General features: G+C 67.3%; 12 protein-coding genes. 9 read left to right on the forward strand and 3 right to left on the reverse strand.

The features are described 5' to 3' along the window. The first annotated feature begins 278 nt into the window (after positions 1–278). Genes bcsA through bcsD form a run of 3 tightly spaced genes read left to right on the forward strand, consistent with a single transcriptional unit; the run spans position 279 to position 8,868 of the window. A complete protein-coding gene (bcsA, locus tag DK368_RS17745) occupies positions 279–4,664 on the forward strand; it encodes a UDP-forming cellulose synthase catalytic subunit (protein ID WP_114395313.1) in 4,386 nt (1,461 codons plus the stop codon). Continuing rightward, positions 4,657–8,331: a cellulose biosynthesis protein BcsC gene (locus DK368_RS17750; protein ID WP_155524627.1), complete on the forward strand. Its 3,675-nt coding sequence runs from the start codon at positions 4,657–4,659 to the stop codon at positions 8,329–8,331. The genes bcsA and DK368_RS17750 overlap by 8 nt, the downstream gene beginning before the upstream one ends. Positions 8,332–8,334: 3 nt before the next feature. Then, positions 8,335–8,868: a cellulose biosynthesis protein BcsD gene (gene bcsD, locus DK368_RS17755; RefSeq protein WP_114395315.1), complete on the forward strand. Its 534-nt coding sequence runs from the start codon at positions 8,335–8,337 to the stop codon at positions 8,866–8,868. Positions 8,869–8,898: 30 nt separating this feature from the next. On the opposite strand, the gene DK368_RS17760 is transcribed toward bcsD, so the two are convergent. Genes DK368_RS17760 through DK368_RS17770 form a run of 3 tightly spaced genes read right to left on the reverse strand, consistent with a single transcriptional unit; the run spans position 8,899 to position 11,834 of the window. Beyond that, positions 8,899–9,600 carry an anaerobic ribonucleoside-triphosphate reductase activating protein gene (locus tag DK368_RS17760; RefSeq protein WP_114395316.1) on the reverse strand — a complete coding sequence of 234 codons (702 nt, stop codon included), beginning with the start codon at positions 9,598–9,600 and terminating at the stop codon, positions 8,899–8,901. Continuing rightward, on the reverse strand, positions 9,584–9,775 hold the full coding sequence (gene nrdD, locus DK368_RS17765) for an anaerobic ribonucleoside-triphosphate reductase (protein ID WP_114395317.1): 192 nt from the start codon (positions 9,773–9,775) through the stop codon (positions 9,584–9,586). The genes DK368_RS17760 and nrdD overlap by 17 nt, the downstream gene beginning before the upstream one ends. Before the next feature lie 43 nt (positions 9,776–9,818). Next, on the reverse strand, positions 9,819–11,834 hold the full coding sequence (locus DK368_RS17770; RefSeq protein ID WP_114395318.1) for a ribonucleoside triphosphate reductase: 2,016 nt from the start codon (positions 11,832–11,834) through the stop codon (positions 9,819–9,821). A gap of 676 nt (positions 11,835–12,510) precedes the next feature. Between DK368_RS17770 and napE the strand changes: the two genes are divergently transcribed. Genes napE through DK368_RS17800 form a run of 6 tightly spaced genes read left to right on the forward strand, consistent with a single transcriptional unit; the run spans position 12,511 to position 17,010 of the window. Beyond that, positions 12,511–12,669 (forward strand): periplasmic nitrate reductase, NapE protein, encoded by a 159-nt coding sequence (napE, locus tag DK368_RS17775; RefSeq protein WP_114395319.1) that lies wholly within the window; start codon positions 12,511–12,513, stop codon positions 12,667–12,669. A 9-nt stretch (positions 12,670–12,678) separates the two neighbouring features. Further along, positions 12,679–13,029 carry a 4Fe-4S binding protein gene (locus tag DK368_RS17780; protein ID WP_114395320.1) on the forward strand — a complete coding sequence of 117 codons (351 nt, stop codon included), beginning with the start codon at positions 12,679–12,681 and terminating at the stop codon, positions 13,027–13,029. After that, the gene (locus tag DK368_RS17785; RefSeq protein WP_114395321.1) at positions 13,026–13,301 is read left to right on the forward strand and encodes a chaperone NapD; all 276 of its coding nucleotides are present in this window, start codon (positions 13,026–13,028) and stop codon (positions 13,299–13,301) included. Before DK368_RS17780 ends, DK368_RS17785 begins: the two co-directional genes overlap by 4 nt. Beyond that, positions 13,298–15,799, forward strand: a complete 2,502-nt coding sequence (gene napA, locus DK368_RS17790; protein ID WP_114395322.1) for a nitrate reductase catalytic subunit NapA — start codon at positions 13,298–13,300, stop codon at positions 15,797–15,799. The genes DK368_RS17785 and napA overlap by 4 nt, the downstream gene beginning before the upstream one ends. Before the next feature lie 3 nt (positions 15,800–15,802). Further along, a complete protein-coding gene (locus DK368_RS22110) occupies positions 15,803–16,378 on the forward strand; it encodes a nitrate reductase cytochrome c-type subunit (protein ID WP_240002553.1) in 576 nt (191 codons plus the stop codon). Beyond that, positions 16,378–17,010 (forward strand): NapC/NirT family cytochrome c, encoded by a 633-nt coding sequence (locus DK368_RS17800; protein WP_114395323.1) that lies wholly within the window; start codon positions 16,378–16,380, stop codon positions 17,008–17,010. The genes DK368_RS22110 and DK368_RS17800 overlap by 1 nt, the downstream gene beginning before the upstream one ends. Positions 17,011–17,022: the final 12 nt, after the last annotated feature.

Here is a 17,022-nt window from a genome sequence, read left to right on the forward strand (position 1 = left end):
GGACCGCTCCGCAGCCCGTGCCTCCGTCTTCACCCGCGCCCGCCAAGGATCCATCGGAGATCATGATCGATGCCCTGTTCCGCCGCCTGTCGGCAGAGCAAGGCGAGGAACAGCGGGACGGGACCACGGCACTGGGTGCGCTGTTCGCGCGCATTCGCTGACCGGCGGGCCGCCGGGCAAAGGCGGCACAGCGGGAAATCCCCGGCTTTCGGTTTGTCGTGCGATCCGCGCCTGAAACGCGCCTGTTTCAGCCGGTCGCCCTGGAGGGGCTTGAACTGATGCGATCGACCTCTGCAGCTCCAAGCTGGTTATCGGACAATCCGGGCCAGGCTTCCCTGCTGTTCGCACTTGGGCTGCTTCTGGCCGTGCCGGCGGTCACCGTGCCCTTGTCTCTGGCAGCCCAGGCTCTGCTGTCGCTGGCAGCGGTGATCCTGTTGATGCTGTACCGCGGCGGCCGGCGCTGGATCATCCTGATGATGGCGGTCTCGGTCCTGTTCAGCAGCCGTTACCTGTGGTGGCGCATCAGCACCACCATGGTGGCGGATGATCCGCTGCAGGGCGTACTGGGGACCGGGCTTCTGCTGGCGGAGATCTATGCCTGGCTGGTCATGGTGCTGGGCTATGTGCAGTGCGCCTGGCCCCTGGGGCGCAAGCCGGTGCCGATGCCGGCGGATATGGCGCAATGGCCCCATGTGGATGTCTTCATCCCCACCTACAATGAAAGCCTGGATATCGTGCGCAACACGGTCTGGGCCGCCCTGGATATGGACTGGCCACGAGACCGGCTGCATGTGCATCTGCTGGATGATGGCCGGCGGCCGGAACTTCGGGCATTCGCGGACCGCTTCGGGATCAACTACATCACCCGCGGGGACAACCGCTATGCCAAGGCCGGCAACCTGAACAATGCCCTGTCCAAGACCCAGGGGGAGTTCATCGCCGTCTTCGACTGCGACCATGTCCCTAACCGGGCCTTCCTGCAGATGACCATGGGCGGTTTCGTCAATGATCCGCGCCTGGCGCTGGTCCAGACACCGCACCATTTCTATTCACCCGACCCGGTGCAGCGGAACCTTAAAAACGGCGGCCGGCTGGCCAATGAGGGGCTGCTGTTCTACGGGCTGGTTCAGGACGGTAACGACCTGTGGGATGCCGCCTTCTTCTGCGGCTCCTGCGCGGTCCTGCGCCGCTCGGCCCTGGAGGAGATCGGTGGTTTCGCCATCGAGACACTGACCGAGGATGCACATACGGCGCTGCGCCTGCACCAGCGGGGCTGGCATTCGGCCTATCTGCGCCTGCCGCTGGCCGCCGGTCTGGCGACGGAGACCCTGGCGGCACATCTGAAACAGCGGCTGCGCTGGGCCTGCGGCATGCATCAGGTCTTCCGCATCGACAACCCGCTCCTCTGTCCTGGACTGAGCCTGCCGCAGCGTCTCTGCTACATCAACGCCATGCTGCACTTCTTCTTTCCGCTGCCGCGGATCGTGGTGCTGACGGCGCCGCTGGCCTTCCTGCTGCTCAACGTCAATGTGATGGCCGCCAATGCGCTGGAGGTGGTGGGCTATGCCGCGCCGCATCTGCTGCTGGCCGTCCTGACCAACCAGCGCATCCAGGGACATCTGCGCGGGCCGTTCTGGGGAGAGATCTACGAGACCATCCTGTCGTTCCATCTGCTGATCCCCACCACCATCACCCTGTTCAAACCAGGACGCGGCCAGTTCAACGTGACAAGCAAGGGCGGCCTGCTGAGCCAGGGCTTCTTCGACAGCCGTTCGGTCCGGCCCCAGGTCCTGGTCATGCTGCTGTTGCTGGCCGGTTATGGCTACGGCCTCTATGTCTGGCTGAGCGGCGACCTTCCGTCCGATCAGATCGGCGTGCTCCTGATCAACCTGTTCTGGGCTCTGTTCAACATCGTGATCCTGGGGGCCGCGGCGGCGGTGGGGCTGGAGAAGCGGCAGGCCCGCAAACATGTGCGGATCGGCATGCGCCTGCCCCTGTCCATACATTTCCCAGACGGCCGTGTCCTGGCTGGCACCGCCAACGACATCTCCATGGGTGGCGCCAATCTCAGTCTCGACACGCGGGAACCGACGGCGCCCGCCGGCACAGAGGTGCAGGTGGAATTCGATCTGCGTGGCCGGCCGCTGTTCCTGCCGGCCCGCATTGCCGGCAATGGCGCCGGTGCCACGCGCCTGGCCTTCTCCGACCTGGATGAGGAACAGACCCGGCAATTGGTGCTGGCCACCTTCGGCCGGGCCGATGCCTGGCTCGACTGGGATCAGGTGGAAACGTCGGGCCTGAGCCGCTCGATCCGCCGCATTCTGTCCAGTTTCCTGGCCTTCCTGGTCCATGGCCTGCGGACACCGGGACGCCGGATCGCCGGACCGGTGGCCGTGCTGCTTCTGCTGGGCTTGACCTGGAGCGTCCTGCCGGCAGCGGCGGCGACCAAGGACCCGGTTCCCGTCCTTGCATCCCCCCCTGCCGCCGCTCCGGCACCCCTCCCCGGCAACAGCCGCGCGGAGATCACGCCCCTGTCCGAGTTGACGGCGCAGGATGCGCTGACCCTGCGCGGTGTCACCGACCGGCGCTCTTTCTACTTCACCATCCGCAAGGACGAGGTGCCGACGGCCGCGAGCCTGAATTTCAGTCTCGGCAATTCTCCGGCGCTGTTGCAGCAGCTCAGCCATCTCAAGGTCAGCGTCAATGACGAGGTGGTGGGCACCATCACCCTGGCGCCCGAAACCGCGGCCGGTCAGACCGTCACGCTGCCCATCAATCCGCTGGTGTTACGCCCCGAGAACCGGGTCGATCTGGAGTTCGTCGGCCATTACACCATGTCCTGCGAGGATCCGCGGCACAGCAGCCTGTGGGCCACGGTCAATGCCAGCTCCACGCTGAATGTCAGCCTGCAGCGCCTGCCGCTGGTACCGGATCTGGCCATGCTGCCGCGCCCCTTCTTCGATACCAATGACCGGCGGCCGCTGACGCTTCCCTTCGTGCTGGGCGCGGCCCCGTCCGACAGCGTGGTGCGCGCGGCGGGAATCGTGGCCTCCTGGTTCGGCCTGCTGGCGGATTACCGGCCGGCCCATTTCCCGGCCTATGGCGACCAGCTGCCGGACGACAACGCCGTCATCGTGGCGACACCGGAAACGGCCCCCGCCGGGCTGGATATCGGTCCGGTCGCCGGCCCGACCCTGGCCGTGATCACCAATCCGATCTCCCCCAGCCACCGCCTGCTGCTGGTGCTGGGCCGGACCGAGGAGGAACTTGCCGCCGCCGCCCAGGTGCTGGCGCTCGGAAGCGGCGGGCTCACCGGTAACCGGGCCTCTGTCCATGCGCCGCTGCTGGCGGCTCGCCAGCCCTATGATGCGCCGCGCTGGATACCGTCAGGCCGGTCGATCCGGCTGGGAGAACTGGTCGCCCCCGCCGACCTCCAGGCCGCCGGGCTGACCCCGGCCCCGCTGCGCGTGACCTTCGGCATGGCCCCGGACCTGTTCGTCTGGCGCAACAAGGGCCTGCCGATGACGGTGCGCTACCGCTATCCCGGCGATAACTGGATCGACCTCGCCCATTCACGCCTGGACGTCTCGATGAACGGCGTCTATGTGAACAGCCTGCGTCTGCGGGAGGATTGGATCACCGACTGGTTCCGGTCCCAATTGCTGGGGGATTATCAGCAACGGGAACGCAAGGTCCAGCTGCCGCCCTACCTGTTCTATGGCCGTAACCGCCTGGAGTTCTATTACGCGCTGCATCCGGTTGACCGCGGCGAATGCCAGCCGACCCTTCCGGAGAACCTGCGCACGGTCATCGACCCCGATAGCGAGATCGACCTGTCCGGCGCCGTGCATTTCACGGCCATGCCGAACCTGGCGCATCTCACGGGAGCCGGCTTCCCCTTCACCCGCATGGCCGATCTGGGCGAGACGGTGATGGTGCTGCCCGACCGGCCGGAGCCGGCCGATCTGGAGGCCGCGCTGGACCTGTTCGGCCTGACCGGCGCGGCCACGGGCTTCCCGGCGACACGGGTACAGGTGCGCCGCGCCAATGCCGGGGATGCGCAGCTGCGCGACCGCGACATCATCATCATCGGCGATTTCGCCCGTCAGCCTCTGCTGCAGCGCTGGGGACAGCAGGCACCGGTCAAACAGGCCGGCGGTGTGCTGGCACTGAATACGCTGAGCCCGCTCTACCGGCTCTACACCATCCTGGATGATGAGCTGGAGGCTGCCGGCATGGGCGAACCGGCCGAGGCCGAGCGGGCCCTGATCGATCAGGCCGGCGGACTGGGGATCCTGATGTCGTTCGAGTCACCGGTGACCGCCGGCCGCACGGTGGTGGCCGTGACCGGCACCGGTGCGGCCACGCTGCCGCGGCTGACGGCGGCCCTGCGCCAGCCGGCGCTGGCCGACCACTTCCAGGGCGACCTTGTCATCATGAATGGCGGGGACCTGCGCAGCTTCCGGATCGGACCGCGCTACTGGGTCGGCTCGCTGCCGCGCTGGATCTGGATACAGCATGTCCTGTCCCGTCATTCGGGCCTGGTGCTGCTGGGCACGCTGCTGGGTCTGGTGCTGATCACAGTGGGCGCGACCCGGCTGCTGCAGCGCCGTGCGCGCCAGCGTCTCGCCGCAACCAACGGTGTGGAGTCCCGTCGTGCGTAACAGGTTGGCCCTTCTGCTTGTCCTGGCTCTTGCCGCCGGCATCCCCAGCCACAGCCGGGCCGCGGACGACCCCTATGCCCTGCTGCTGGAGAAGGCGGAGTTCTGGTCCCGGCGCGACCGTCCGGATCTGGCCCGAGAAGCCCTCAACACCATCCTGCAGACGGCACCGGACAACACCGACGCCCTGGCCCGGCTGGCGGAGCTGGAGGCCGACCAGGGCAATCGCGCCCGGGCCGACGCCCTGCTGGCCCAGCTGTCGAAACTGAAACCGTCGGCATCGGCAGAGGTGCAGCGGGCGACCCAGGCCGTGCAGCTGGCAGGCAACCGCTCCGGCGTCTTGGCCGAAGCCCGCCGCCTTGCCAAGGGCGGTGCCTATGCAGAGGCGGTGGCCAAGTACAAGGAGGCCTTCGGCGGCAGCGAACCGCCGGCCGGACTCGCCGCCGAGTACTACCAGACCCTGGCGGGCACCAAGGACGGCGTGGCCGAAGCGGTGGCGGGCCTGCGCAAGCGGGCCGGCGCGGCCGGAGCCACCGCGGAGGACCGGCTGGTGCTGGCGCGGGTGCTGACCTATCAGGAAAACACCCGGCGCGAGGGTATCTCCCTGCTGGCGCGCATGGCCCAGAACGGGCCGCCGGCCCCCGATGTCCGCGCCGCCTGGCGCGACGCCCTGCTATGGATGAACGCCGGGCCGGCCGACAAGGCGGCCTATGAAACCTATCTGGCGCAGACCCCCAGCGATACCGAGGTGCGCAGCAAACTGGCCATCGCCTTGAAGCCCGCCCCCAGCGAAGGCGGGGCACGGGCGCAAGGCTACGCCGCCCTGAACCGCGGCGATCTGGCCGCGGCGGAACGACAGTTCAATGCCGCCCTGGCCGAGAATGCGGCCGATGCCGAGGCCCGCGCCGGACTGGGCCTGATCCGACTGCGGCAGCAGCGCTTCGGCGAGGCGCAGCAGATCCTGGCCGCAGCAACCCAGGCCGCACCCGACAAGGCCGGCAGATGGAAGGCCGCCCTGGACAGTGCCAACCTGTGGGCCGGCATGGCAGAAGCGAAGACACTGCGCGACAATGGCCGCCTGGCCGAGGCAGCGGCCCGCGTGCGGCCGCTGGCGGCGCAGAAGAGCGCGGAGGGCCAGGCCGCCCTGCTGCTGCTGGCGGATATCCAGGACCGCCAGGGCGATCTGACCGGGGCAGAACAATCCTACCGCAGCCTGATGGCCGCCGACCCCAGCAATGCCGATGCGCTGAACGGGCTGGTGACCACCCTGTTCCGGCAGGGCCGTGACAATGACGCCAAGCAGGTGATCGCCAGTCTGGACCAGTCGACCATCGCCCGCCTGCCCGGTTATCCGCGGCTGCGGGCCGCCAGCCTGCGGGCCGAAGCAGCGGCGCTGACCGGACGCGGCAACCTGCAGGAGGCCCGGTCGCGCTATTTCGAGGCGCTGTCGCTGACCCCCGACGACCCCTGGCTGCGGCTGGACTATGCCCGCCTGCTGCTGCGGCAGAAGGAGGAGGCCACGGCCGCAGGGCTGATGGCGCTCCCATCGGGCGGACAGGCTCCCTCCCCGGAATTCATCCATGCCAGTGCCCTGTTCGAAATGGAGCGCGGCCACTGGTCGGCGGTGCCCGCCCTGTTGGACAAGCTGCCGCCCAGCGCCGTTACCCCTGCCATCCAGACCCTGCGGCAGCAGGCGTCGCTGAAGGCCGGCATCGCCGAGGCCCGGCGGACCGGGGGACAGGCGCGCGAGCGGCTGCTGGCCCTCCGGCCCCAGGCGACAACAGCGGCCGCCCAGGCCGATCTGGCGACGGCCCTGGCCGAGGCGGATGCACTGCCCGAGGCATTGACCCTGCTGCGACCGCAGCTGATGCAGCCGACGGTCACACCGGGCACCCAGGTCCAATATGCCATGCTGCTGCTGAAGGCGGAGCAGCGGTCCGAAGCCGCCGCCATCCTGCGCCAGCTCGAAGGCCGTTCCGATCTGTCGGCCACAGAGCAGCAAGGCGTGTCCGCCCTGCGCATCGCCATGGCCGTGACCGCCGCCGACGCCGCCCGGCTGGAGCAGAACTACGCCAACGCCTATGATCAGGTGGGGCCGCTGTACCGCGAGCGGCCCTCCGATCCGGTGCTGGCCCAGGCCATGGCCCGCATCTATCAGAGCGCCGGCCGCCCGCGGGAAGCGCTGGCCCTGTATGAGGGTGTGCTGCGGCAGGACCCGGCCAATGCCGATGCGGCCCAGGGGGCAGCCACGGCGGCCCTGGCCGTGGGCAAACCGGCCCAGGCCGCCGCCATCATCAAGACCGCCCTTGTGCGTGCCCCCGACGACCCCGCTCTGATCCTGCGCCAAGCGCAGTTGCAACGGGCGGCTGGAGACGAGCGCGCTGCCATGGCCAGCCTGGAGCGTGCCGAGAATCTGCGCCGCACCGCCCTCGGTGACGGCGGTGAAAGCGGGATCAGGGCGGCCGCCAATCCGTTCCGCAATGAGGGGCTGACGGGCGATCCGCTGAAGCCGCAGGACGCCATGCTGGCCGCCATCGCGCAGGAACGCGACCAGGTCCGGGACGCCCTGGCGCCGCAGATCGTGGGCGATGCGAGCCTGCGCACACGCTCCGGCTCCAGCGGCACCAGCCGGCTGGTGGAGACCAAGGCGTCGGCCGGCCTGTCACTGCCGCTGTTCGGACGCGACCGGCTGACCACAAAGGCCACGGCTGTCTATGTCGATGCAGGTGCGTTCGGATCGAACGCCGAGACCAACCGCTTCTTCGGCTTCGGCATGTTCCGCACCCTGACCACGGCCCTGAAGCCGCCCCAGCAGAAGGATACGGGCGTCGAGTTGAACCTGGCCTACCGCATCGGCTCGCTGGCGGCGGATATTGGCACGACGCCGCTCGGCTTCGTGTTGACCCGCGTGCAAGGCGGGCTGCGCTGGGAACCCAAGCTGGCTGACAAGCTGCAACTGCGCATCAAGGCGGAGCGTCGCCCGGTAACCGACAGCGTCCTCAGCTATGCCGGTGCCCGCGATCCCAGCACCAACCTGAAATGGGGCGGCGTGGACAGCACAGGCGGCAGCGTCGGCGTGGTTTATGACACCGGCTGGGTCGGCTTCTATGGCGATGTCGGCTACGCCGATCTGGACGGCACCAATGTCAAGGGCAACAGCAGGACGGAAGCCAGCCTCGGCACCTTCCTGCGGCTGGTCCGCCGCGAGGATTCCGAGTTGACCATCGGCGCCAACCTGACGAACGCGAGCTACAAGCACAACCTGCGCCACTTCAGCTTCGGCCATGGCGGCTATTTCAGCCCGCAGGAGTTCTATGCCGTGACCTTCCCTGTCACCTACACGCACACCGAAGGGGATCTGAAATACCAGCTGGGTGCCGGGATCGGACTGCGCTACTTCCGCGAGGACGGCACCGTGCTGTTCCCGAACGATCCGGACAGACAGGCGGCGGTCCAGGTCCTGGCTGCCGAGCGCGCCGCCACCGACCCCACCTCGGCCTCCGGCTATGCCGGCCAGTCCACCACCGGCATCAATTACAACATTGAAGGTGCCGTCACCTACCGTCTGCAACCGGGCCTGTCCATGGAAGGCAGCATCAGCATGCGCCGGGCCGCCGACTGGACAGAGGGCCGCGGCCTCGTCTCCCTCAAAGCAACCCTTGGGCAATGACAGATGATCCCGATCCTGAAGAATCAGCTCACTGAACGGATGTCCTCGGTCACGACGGCGGACCCTGCCACCCTGCGCAGCCTGGAAAGCCACACCGCGGCGTCCTGTGCCCTGCAATGGCGCGACCTGCTGGCCATCCTGGGCGAAGAGCTGGGCCAGATGCTCGATCCCTCGACCATGGTCCACCTGCTGAACACGGTGGGCCGCCAGTTCGCCGATGCCATGCCCCTGCCGGCCTGCGTTTCCCTGGCCGATCTGCAGAAAGCCGTCAACGCCACCTGGGCACGGCTGGATTGGGGCTGGGCCCAGCTCAACGACGAGGGCAACGCCCTGCGCATCAGCCATGGCGCCTATCCGGTCCCGGTGCGGGCGGGAACGGCACCGGTGGCGCCGGCCTGGATTGCGCTGATCCTGGAGGGGACCTATTCCCGCTGGCTGGAACAGTTGGGCGCGGCCGGCCTGTCCGCCCGCTGGTGCAACCCGGATGTGGCGGCGACACAGCCGCTCCTGTTCTCGGTCGCCCGCCACGACGCATAAACCGACCCGTCCGGGCGTGGAATGCGCTGATCAGCCCACCCGCACGGCACCGGCCGGAAATAGTGCGGCCAGACGGGCCAGCAGGGTGCCATCCTGCACGACGGCCCGGGTCAGCAGATCCGGGTCCGCGCAGCCCTGGGGTCGAAAGGGCTGGAGCACATAGCGGCGGACGCCCAGGTCCCGCAGGCTTGTGGCCAAGGCGGTCAGATCTTCCGCCCCCAGCAGCGCCGGATGGACGGTGGTGCGCACCTCCAGATCGACACCGCTGGCCAGCAGCAGATCCAGGCTGGCCCTGGCCCGCTCGCCGCTGCCAGGCACACCGGTGATGCGGGCATAGGCCTCGAACGGGGCCTTGACGTCGAAACCGACCCAGTCGAGCAGGGGCAGCAGGGCGGCCAACCGGTCGGGATAGGGGCCGCCGCTGTGCAGCCCCACGCGGAACCCCAGATCCCGCACCGCGGCCATGGCCTCGGCCAGACCGGCCTGAAGGGTAGGCTCCCCGCCGGAGAAGACGACTCCGTCCAACAGGCCGCGGCGCGTCTGCAAAAAGGCGAGGACCCCGGCCCAGGGCACATCGCCCTCGCGTCCGGCCGGGATCAGGTGCGGGTTGTGGCAGTAGCGGCAGGCCCAGGGGCAGCCCTGGCAGAAGATGGTCGCCACCAGCTCCCCCGGCCAGTCGCAGCTGGACAGCCGCGTCAGCCCGCCGATGCGCAGATCAGTCGAGCTTGGCATGGCATTCCTGGAAGAAGCGCCGCTCCTGATGTTCCGCCTGTTTGCCCACATTGAAGGCCGAAACCGGCCGGTGATAGCCCATGACGCGGGTCCAGACCTCGCAGGGCTGGCGTTCGGCATCGGTCAGCTCGAAGCTGGCATCGCGGGCGCGCTGGAAGCTGGCAAGCGTGGTCATTGCTGGTCCTTTCTGGATGATCGGGTCGGAAGGAGAGTGCGGGTCAATGCGCCGCGGCGCGGCGCTTGCGGTCGAGGATCTCCTCGTCGCATTTCGGACAGAAGGCATGCTCGCCCGGCAGATAACCGTGCTTGGGGCAGATGGAGAAGGTGGGCGTGATGGTGATGTAGGGCAGACGGAAGCCCTCCAGCGCCCGGCGCACCAGCTTGCGGCAGGCTTCGGCCGAGGACAGGCGCTCCGTCATATAAAGATGCAGCACGGTGCCGCCGGTATATTTGGCCTGCAGCGGCTCCTGCAGGGTCAGCGCCTCGAACGGGTCGTCGGTATAGCCCACCGGCAGCTGCGAGGAGTTGGTGTAATAGGGCTTGTCCGCCGTGCCGGCCTGGATGATGCCGGGGAAGCGTTTGCGGTCCTCGCGGGCGAAGCGGTAGGTCGTCCCCTCCGCCGGCGTGGCCTCCAGATTGTACATATGGCCGGTCTCGGCCTGGAACTGCACGATGCGAGCGCGCACATGGTCGAGGAAGCGCAGGGCGAAGGCGCGGCCCCACTCGCTGGTGACGTCCTCGTGGTCGCCGGTGAAATTGCGGATCATCTCGTTGATGCCGTTCACCCCCAGCGTGGAGAAGTGATTGCGCAGCGTACCCAGGTAGCGCTTGGTGTAGGGGAACAGGCCGTTGTCCATCAGGCGCTGGATGACCTTGCGCTTGATCTCCAGGCTGTTGCGGCCCAGCTCCATCAACGTGTCCAGGCGGGCGAACAGCGCCGCCTCGTCGCCCTTATGGACATGGCCCAGCCGGGCGCAATTGATGGTGACCACGCCCAGCGATCCCGTCTGCTCGGCCGAGCCGAACAGGCCGTTGCCGCGCTTCAGCAGCTCGCTGAGATCGAGCTGGAGCCGGCAGCACATGGACCGGATCATGTTGGGCTTCAGCTCGGAATTCACGAAGTTCTGGAAATAGGGCAGCCCGTATTTGGCCGTCATCTCGAACAGCCGCGTGGCGTTCTCGCTCTCCCAGGGGAAGTCGGGCGTGATGTTGTAGGTGGGGATGGGGAAGGTGAAGACACGGCCCTTGGCGTCACCGGCGGTCATGACCTCGATATAGGCGCGGTTGATCATGTCCATCTCGCGCTGCAGGTCGCCGTAGGTGAAGGACACCTCCTGCCCCGCCACCACCGGCACCTGCTCGCGCAGGTCCTCCGGACAGGTCCAGTCGAAAGTCAGGTTGGTGAAGGGCGTCTGCGTGCCCCAGCGGGAGGGGACATTGAGGTTGTAGACCAGTTCCTGGATGCATTGGCGCACCTGCTCGTAGGTCAGGTCGTCCAGCCGCACATAGGGGGCGAGATAGGTATCGAAGGAGCTGAAGGCCTGGGCGCCGGCCCATTCGTTCTGCAACGTGCCCAGGAAGTTCACGATCTGGCTAACGGCACTGGTCAGGTGACGGGGCGGCCCGGCCTCGACCTTGCCGGGGACGCCGTTCAGCCCCTCGGCCAGCAGAGTGCGAAGCGACCAGCCGGCGCAGTAGCCGGCCAGCATGTCGAGATCGTGGATATGGATGTCGCCGTCGCGATGCGCTTGGCCGATCTCCTTGGGATAGACATGGGAGAGCCAGTAATTGGCCACCACCTTGCCCGAGACATTGAGGATCAGCCCGCCCAGGGAATAGCCCTGGTTGGCGTTGGCGTTGATGCGCCAATCGGCATGGTCGAGATACTCGTTGATGGAGGCGGCCACATCCACCACCGTCGCCTTGTCCTGACGCAGGCGCGCATGCTGCTCGCGATACACGATATAGGCGCGGGCGGCCTTGATATGGTCGGCGCTGATCAGCGCCTGTTCCACCACGTCCTGGATCTGCTCGATCTGCGGGGTCTGGCCGGCATAGCGGTGGCTCAGCACCTTGATGACATCGGCCGTCAGGCCTTCGGCTGCGGCCGCATCGAACTCGCCCGTGGCCTCCCCGGCGCGGGCGATGGCCGCCTGGATCTTGCGGCCGTCAAAGGGAACGACAGTCCCGTTGCGCTTGGCAACCGAGGTGAAGGGCAGGGAGGCGGCAGACATCGGGTCAGTGATCCTGGCTGACGGGAGGGGACTGACGGACGGGGCCGGAACGGGCAAAGGCCGGCAGCGCCAAGCCTCTGCTGAAGCTGGCACCCTCCGCCCCCCCCGAGCACCCCCACCCGGCGGTTTCGACAGGTTACGGCAGACCCCCCGGCCCGCGGCGTGGCATTCCGACGCGCTGAAGGTCCATAATCGCAATATGTTGAGGCGATCCGTATCCGTAACACCAAATATGGTGGCTCTTTGGGGTTGGCGGCGTCAAGGACGACCGCCCCGCCGAATTGTCGCAGCCCCTGTCGGCCGGGTCTCTAATCCAGCACATCGCCGGCTTCTTTGCGCCGGGACAAAGAGCCGCCGTCCCGGGGATGGCTGACTGATGCCAGGGCGCGGACACTGACCAGGAAGCGGGGGTGGACACCGGACCCGCGGATCGCGAGACACGCTCCATGCAGAAAACGCAACGGACAAACAAAATAAAACTACATCAACTTCTAGATTGATAAATATCAAGCGCATATATGCAGTTCGGCAAAATTCCGGGTGATTCATTTTTTATTTCCAAACTTAGAAATACTGTTTCAGGTAACGCTTGTCTTGATTTGATCTCGATCAACGCCACCCTGTCGGATTCATGGATCTATCGCCCCCTGAACATTGAACGGAAAGACGCACCATCATGCCGCGCCAAGAGGTCCAAGCCGGGAAATGCCGGGAGCTGCTGACCTTCCTGTTCCTGGCCGCCGTGCTGGTTCCGGTTCTGTCGGTGGCCGTGGTCGGCGCCTACGGCTTTTCCGTCTGGATGTACCAGCTGATCGCCGGCCCGCCGGGAATGTGAGCAACCGCCATGGCTCCCTCCCTGTCCCGCCGCGCCCTGTTCACCCGCGCCCTCGCCCCCCGGCCGGCCGTCGCGGCCCCCGCCCCCCCTGCCGAGGCGGAGGTGCCGCAGTTGGCCGTCGTGACCGCGCGCTGCCTGGCCGAGAACGGCGCCTATTGCCGGACCTGCGACGAGGCCTGCCCGGAGGTCGCCATCCGCTTCCATCTGCTGCTCCAGGGCCGTGCCCGCGCCGCAGTGCTGGCCGAGCGCTGCACCGGCTGCGGCGCGTGCCTGCCGGTCTGCCCGGTCGGCGCCATCACCCTGTCGGCCGGCTCGCTGCCCGCCAGTTCTTCGCCCGCCAACCCGGGAGCCGCCGCATGAGTGACGAGATCCACATCTCCAGCGTCGTCGTCCATGCCCGACCGGAAATGATCGGCGCAGTGACCGCGAAGATCCGGACCCTGGACTGCGACATCGCCCCGAGCACGGACGGCGGCGCCCTGGGACGCCTGGTCGTGCTGCTGGAGCGGCCCAGCGACCGCGCCGTGGTCCAGGCCATCGACGCCATCCATGAAATCCCGGGCGTGCTGAGCGCCCTGCTTGTCTACCACCACGCCGAGCCCACGGCCGCCCTTGGGGAACTGATGACATGAGCCTGACCCGACGCGACTATCTCAAAGCCCAGGCCGCCGTGACCGCCGCGGCTGCCGCGGGCGTCACGCTCCAGGCTGGAGCCACCCAGCTGCCCACAGGCACCGACGCCAGCATGACTTGGTCCAAGGCCGCCTGCCGCTTCTGCGGCACCGGCTGCAGCGTCATGGTCGGCGTGAAGGACGGACGCATCGTCGCCACCCATGGCGACCAGAAGGCCGAGGTCAATCGCGGCCTGAACTGCGTCAAGGGCTATTTCCTGTCGAAGATCATGTATGGCCAGGACCGGCTGACCACGCCACTGCTGCGCATGAAGAACGGCCAGTACGCCAAGGACGGGGAGTTCACGCCGGTCACCTGGGACCAGGCCTTCGACATCATGGCGGAGAAGTGGAAGGCCACGCTGAAGGCCAAGGGGCCGGAAGCCATCGGCATGTTCGGATCCGGCCAGTGGACCGTGCATGAGGGTTATGCCGCCGTCAAACTGATGAAGGCCGGCTTCCGTTCCAACAACATCGATCCCAACGCCCGGCACTGCATGGCATCGGCCGTGGCCGGCTTCATGCGCACCTTCGGCATTGATGAGCCGATGGGCTGCTACGACGACATCGAAGCGGCCGACGCCTTCGTGCTGTGGGGCAGCAACATGGCGGAGATGCACCCGATCCTGTGGACACGGGTCACCGACCGCCGCCTGTCGAAGCCGGACGTCAAGGTGGCGGTGCTGTCCACTTTCGAGCACCGCTCCTTCGAGCTGGCCGACATCCCCATGGTGTTCACGCCGCAGACCGATCTGGCCATCCTGAACTTCATCGCCAACCACATCATCAAGACCGGCCGGGTCAACAAGGACTTCGTCGGCAGGCACACCAGCTTCGTCAAGGGCCTGGACGATATCGGCTATGGCCTGCGTCCCGAGCATCCGCTGGAGAAGGCGGCCAAGAACGCGGCCAAGGCCAATGATTCCGAGCCGATCTCCTTCGAGGAATATGCGGCCTTCGTGGCGCCCTACACGCTGGAGAAGGTGGCCGCCCTGTCCGGCGTGCCGGCCAACCGGCTGCTGGCCCTGGCCGAGCTTTATGCCGATCCCAAGATCAAGGTCACCAGCTTCTGGACCATGGGGTTCAACCAGCACACCCGCGGTGTCTGGGCCAACAATCTTGTCTACAACATCCATCTGCTGACCGGGAAAATCTCCCAGCCCGGCAACAGCCCCTTCTCCCTCACCGGGCAGCCCAGCGCCTGCGGCACGGCGCGGGAGGTGGGCACCTTCTCCCACCGGCTGCCGGCCGACATGGTGGTGACCAACCCCGAACACCGCGCCCATGCCGAACATCTGTGGAAGCTGCCGGAAGGCACCATCCCGGCCAAGCCGGGCTTCCACGCCGTGCAGCAGGACCGGATGCTGAAGGACGGCAAGCTGAACTGCTACTGGGTGCAGGTGAACAACAACATGCAGGCCGCGCCCAACACGGGCAACGAGACCTGGCCCGGCTACCGCAACCCGGACAATTTCATCGTCGTCTCCGACGCCTATCCCACCGTGACCACCATGGCCGCCGATCTGGTGCTTCCCGCCGCCATGTGGGTGGAGAAGGAAGGCGCCTACGGCAATGCCGAGCGCCGCACCCAGGTCTGGCATCAGCTGGTGGATGCGCCGGGTGAGGCGCGATCGGACCTGTGGCAACTGGTGGAATTCTCCAAACGCTTCACGGTGGAAGAGGTCTGGCCAGAGGAGTTGCTGGCCAAGGCGCCGGACTACCGCGGCAAGACCCTGTACGACGTGTTGTACCGCAACGGGCAGGTGGACAGGTTCCCCGTCAGCGACTGTGACCCGGCCTATGAGAACCGCGAGTCCAAGGAACTGGGCTTCTATCTGCAGAAGGGGCTGTTCGAGGAATATGCCAGCTTCGGCCGCGGCCACGGCCACGACCTCGCGCCCTATGACGTCTATCACCAGGAGCGCGGCCTGCGCTGGCCGGTGGTGAACGGCAAGGAGACGCGCTGGCGCTTCCGCGAGGGCAGCGACCCCTATGTGCCGGCCGGTGAAGGCATGCGCTTCTACGGCCACAAGGACGGCAGGGCCCGGATCTTCGCCCTGCCCTACGAGCCCGCTGCGGAAAGCCCGGACAAGGACTATCCCTTCTGGCTCAGCACCGGCCGCGTGCTGGAGCACTGGCATTCCGGGTCCATGACCCGGCGGGTGCCGGAACTGCACAAGGCCGTGCCGCAGGCGCTCTGCTACATGCACCCGGAAGACGCCAAGACCCTGGGCGTGCGGCGCGGGCAGGAGGTCGTCGTCGCCTCCCGCCGCGGTCAGGTCCGGGCCCGGGTGGAGACCCGCGGCCGCAACAAGCCGCCCGTCGGCCTGGTCTTCGTGCCCTGGTTCGACGCCGACGTGCTGATCAACCGCGTCACGCTGGACGCCACCGACCCGATCTCCAAGCAGACCGACTTCAAGAAGTGCGCCGTCCGCATCACCCTGGCGCAGGAGGCCTGATCGATGATGACGTTCCGCATGCCCCGGCCCCTGCGCACCTGTCTGCTGCTAGCCGCCCTGGCGGCTCTGCCCGTGCTGGCAGTACCGCTGGCAGCGCCAGCGGAGGACAAGGCGCCCGCGCCTGCCACCGCAACCACGACAACTCCAGCCACGGCCACAGCCCGCGACGTCGCCGCCAGCGGCCGGCCCGCCTTCACCGGGGCCGGCGGGCAGACGGTGATGGAAGCGCCAGCCATGCCCAAGGACGTGACCGACGACCGTCGCCGACCGCGCAACTATCCGGAACAGCCGCCGGTCATTCCGCACAGCGTGGTCAACTACCAGCTGGACCTGAAGGTCAACAAATGCCTGACCTGCCACGCCCGTGAGTTCACCGGCGACAGCCAGGCGCCGATGATCTCCGTCACCCACTTCCAGGACCGCGACGGCCAGGTTCTGGGCGCCGTTTCCGCCCGCCGCTATTTCTGCCTGCAGTGCCATGTGCCGCAGACCGATGCACAGCCACGCGTGCCCAACCAGTTCCAGGATGTGGACAGCGTCATCCGCGGCGCCCATCCCGAGGGGAAGGGGGACAAGTGATGGGGCTGCTCAACCGGGTCTTCTGTCTGGCCAAAGCGGCCTGGGCGGCCTTCAACCGTCCTGCCGCCCATCTGGGCATCGGCGTCCTGACCGTCGGCGGCTTCGTCGCCGGCGTCATCTGGTGGGGCGGCTTCAACACCGCCCTGGAGGCCACCAACAAGGAAGCGTTCTGCATCAGCTGCCATGAGATGCGGGACAATCCCTATGCCGACCTGAAACAGACCATCCATTGGTCCAACCGCTCGGGCGTTCGCGCCACCTGTCCCGACTGCCACGTCCCCCACAACTGGACGGACAAGATCGCCCGCAAGATGCAGGCGTCCAAGGAGGTCTGGGGCAAGGTGTTCGGCACCGTCGACACGCCGGAGAAGTTCGAGGCCAAGAAGCGCGAACTGGCCGAGCATGAATGGGCCCGGCTGAAGGCCAACAACTCCTTGGAATGCCGCAACTGCCACAGCGCGGAATCCATGGACATTACCCGCCAGAGTGCCCGTGCCGCTGCCGCCCACCAGGAGTTCCTGTTCACGGGACGGCAGACCTGTATAGACTGCCACAAGGGCATCGCCCACCGCCTGCCGGACATGACCGGCGTGCCGATCTGGACCATGCCGGCCCACGCGGCCGGGCACTGACCCCTGCCGCGG

The organism is Oleisolibacter albus (genome assembly GCF_003336875.1).
GTDB lineage: Bacteria > Pseudomonadota > Alphaproteobacteria > Azospirillales > Azospirillaceae > Niveispirillum > Niveispirillum album.

What these genes read in the sequence shown, in the direction of transcription:
- bcsA (WP_114395313.1), top strand. Translation starts at nt 279, where the DNA reads ATGCGATCGACCTCTGCAGCTCCAAGCTGGTTATCGGACAATCCGGGC.
- bcsD (WP_114395315.1), top strand. Translation starts at nt 8,335, where the DNA reads ATGATCCCGATCCTGAAGAATCAGCTCACTGAACGGATGTCCTCGGTC.
- DK368_RS17760 (WP_114395316.1), bottom strand. Translation starts at nt 9,600, where the DNA reads ATGCCAAGCTCGACTGATCTGCGCATCGGCGGGCTGACGCGGCTGTCC.
- nrdD (WP_114395317.1), bottom strand. Translation starts at nt 9,775, where the DNA reads ATGACCACGCTTGCCAGCTTCCAGCGCGCCCGCGATGCCAGCTTCGAG.
- DK368_RS17770 (WP_114395318.1), bottom strand. Translation starts at nt 11,834, where the DNA reads ATGTCTGCCGCCTCCCTGCCCTTCACCTCGGTTGCCAAGCGCAACGGG.
- napE (WP_114395319.1), top strand. Translation starts at nt 12,511, where the DNA reads ATGCCGCGCCAAGAGGTCCAAGCCGGGAAATGCCGGGAGCTGCTGACC.
- DK368_RS17780 (WP_114395320.1), top strand. Translation starts at nt 12,679, where the DNA reads ATGGCTCCCTCCCTGTCCCGCCGCGCCCTGTTCACCCGCGCCCTCGCC.
- DK368_RS17785 (WP_114395321.1), top strand. Translation starts at nt 13,026, where the DNA reads ATGAGTGACGAGATCCACATCTCCAGCGTCGTCGTCCATGCCCGACCG.
- napA (WP_114395322.1), top strand. Translation starts at nt 13,298, where the DNA reads ATGAGCCTGACCCGACGCGACTATCTCAAAGCCCAGGCCGCCGTGACC.
- DK368_RS22110 (WP_240002553.1), top strand. Translation starts at nt 15,803, where the DNA reads ATGATGACGTTCCGCATGCCCCGGCCCCTGCGCACCTGTCTGCTGCTA.
- DK368_RS17800 (WP_114395323.1), top strand. Translation starts at nt 16,378, where the DNA reads ATGGGGCTGCTCAACCGGGTCTTCTGTCTGGCCAAAGCGGCCTGGGCG.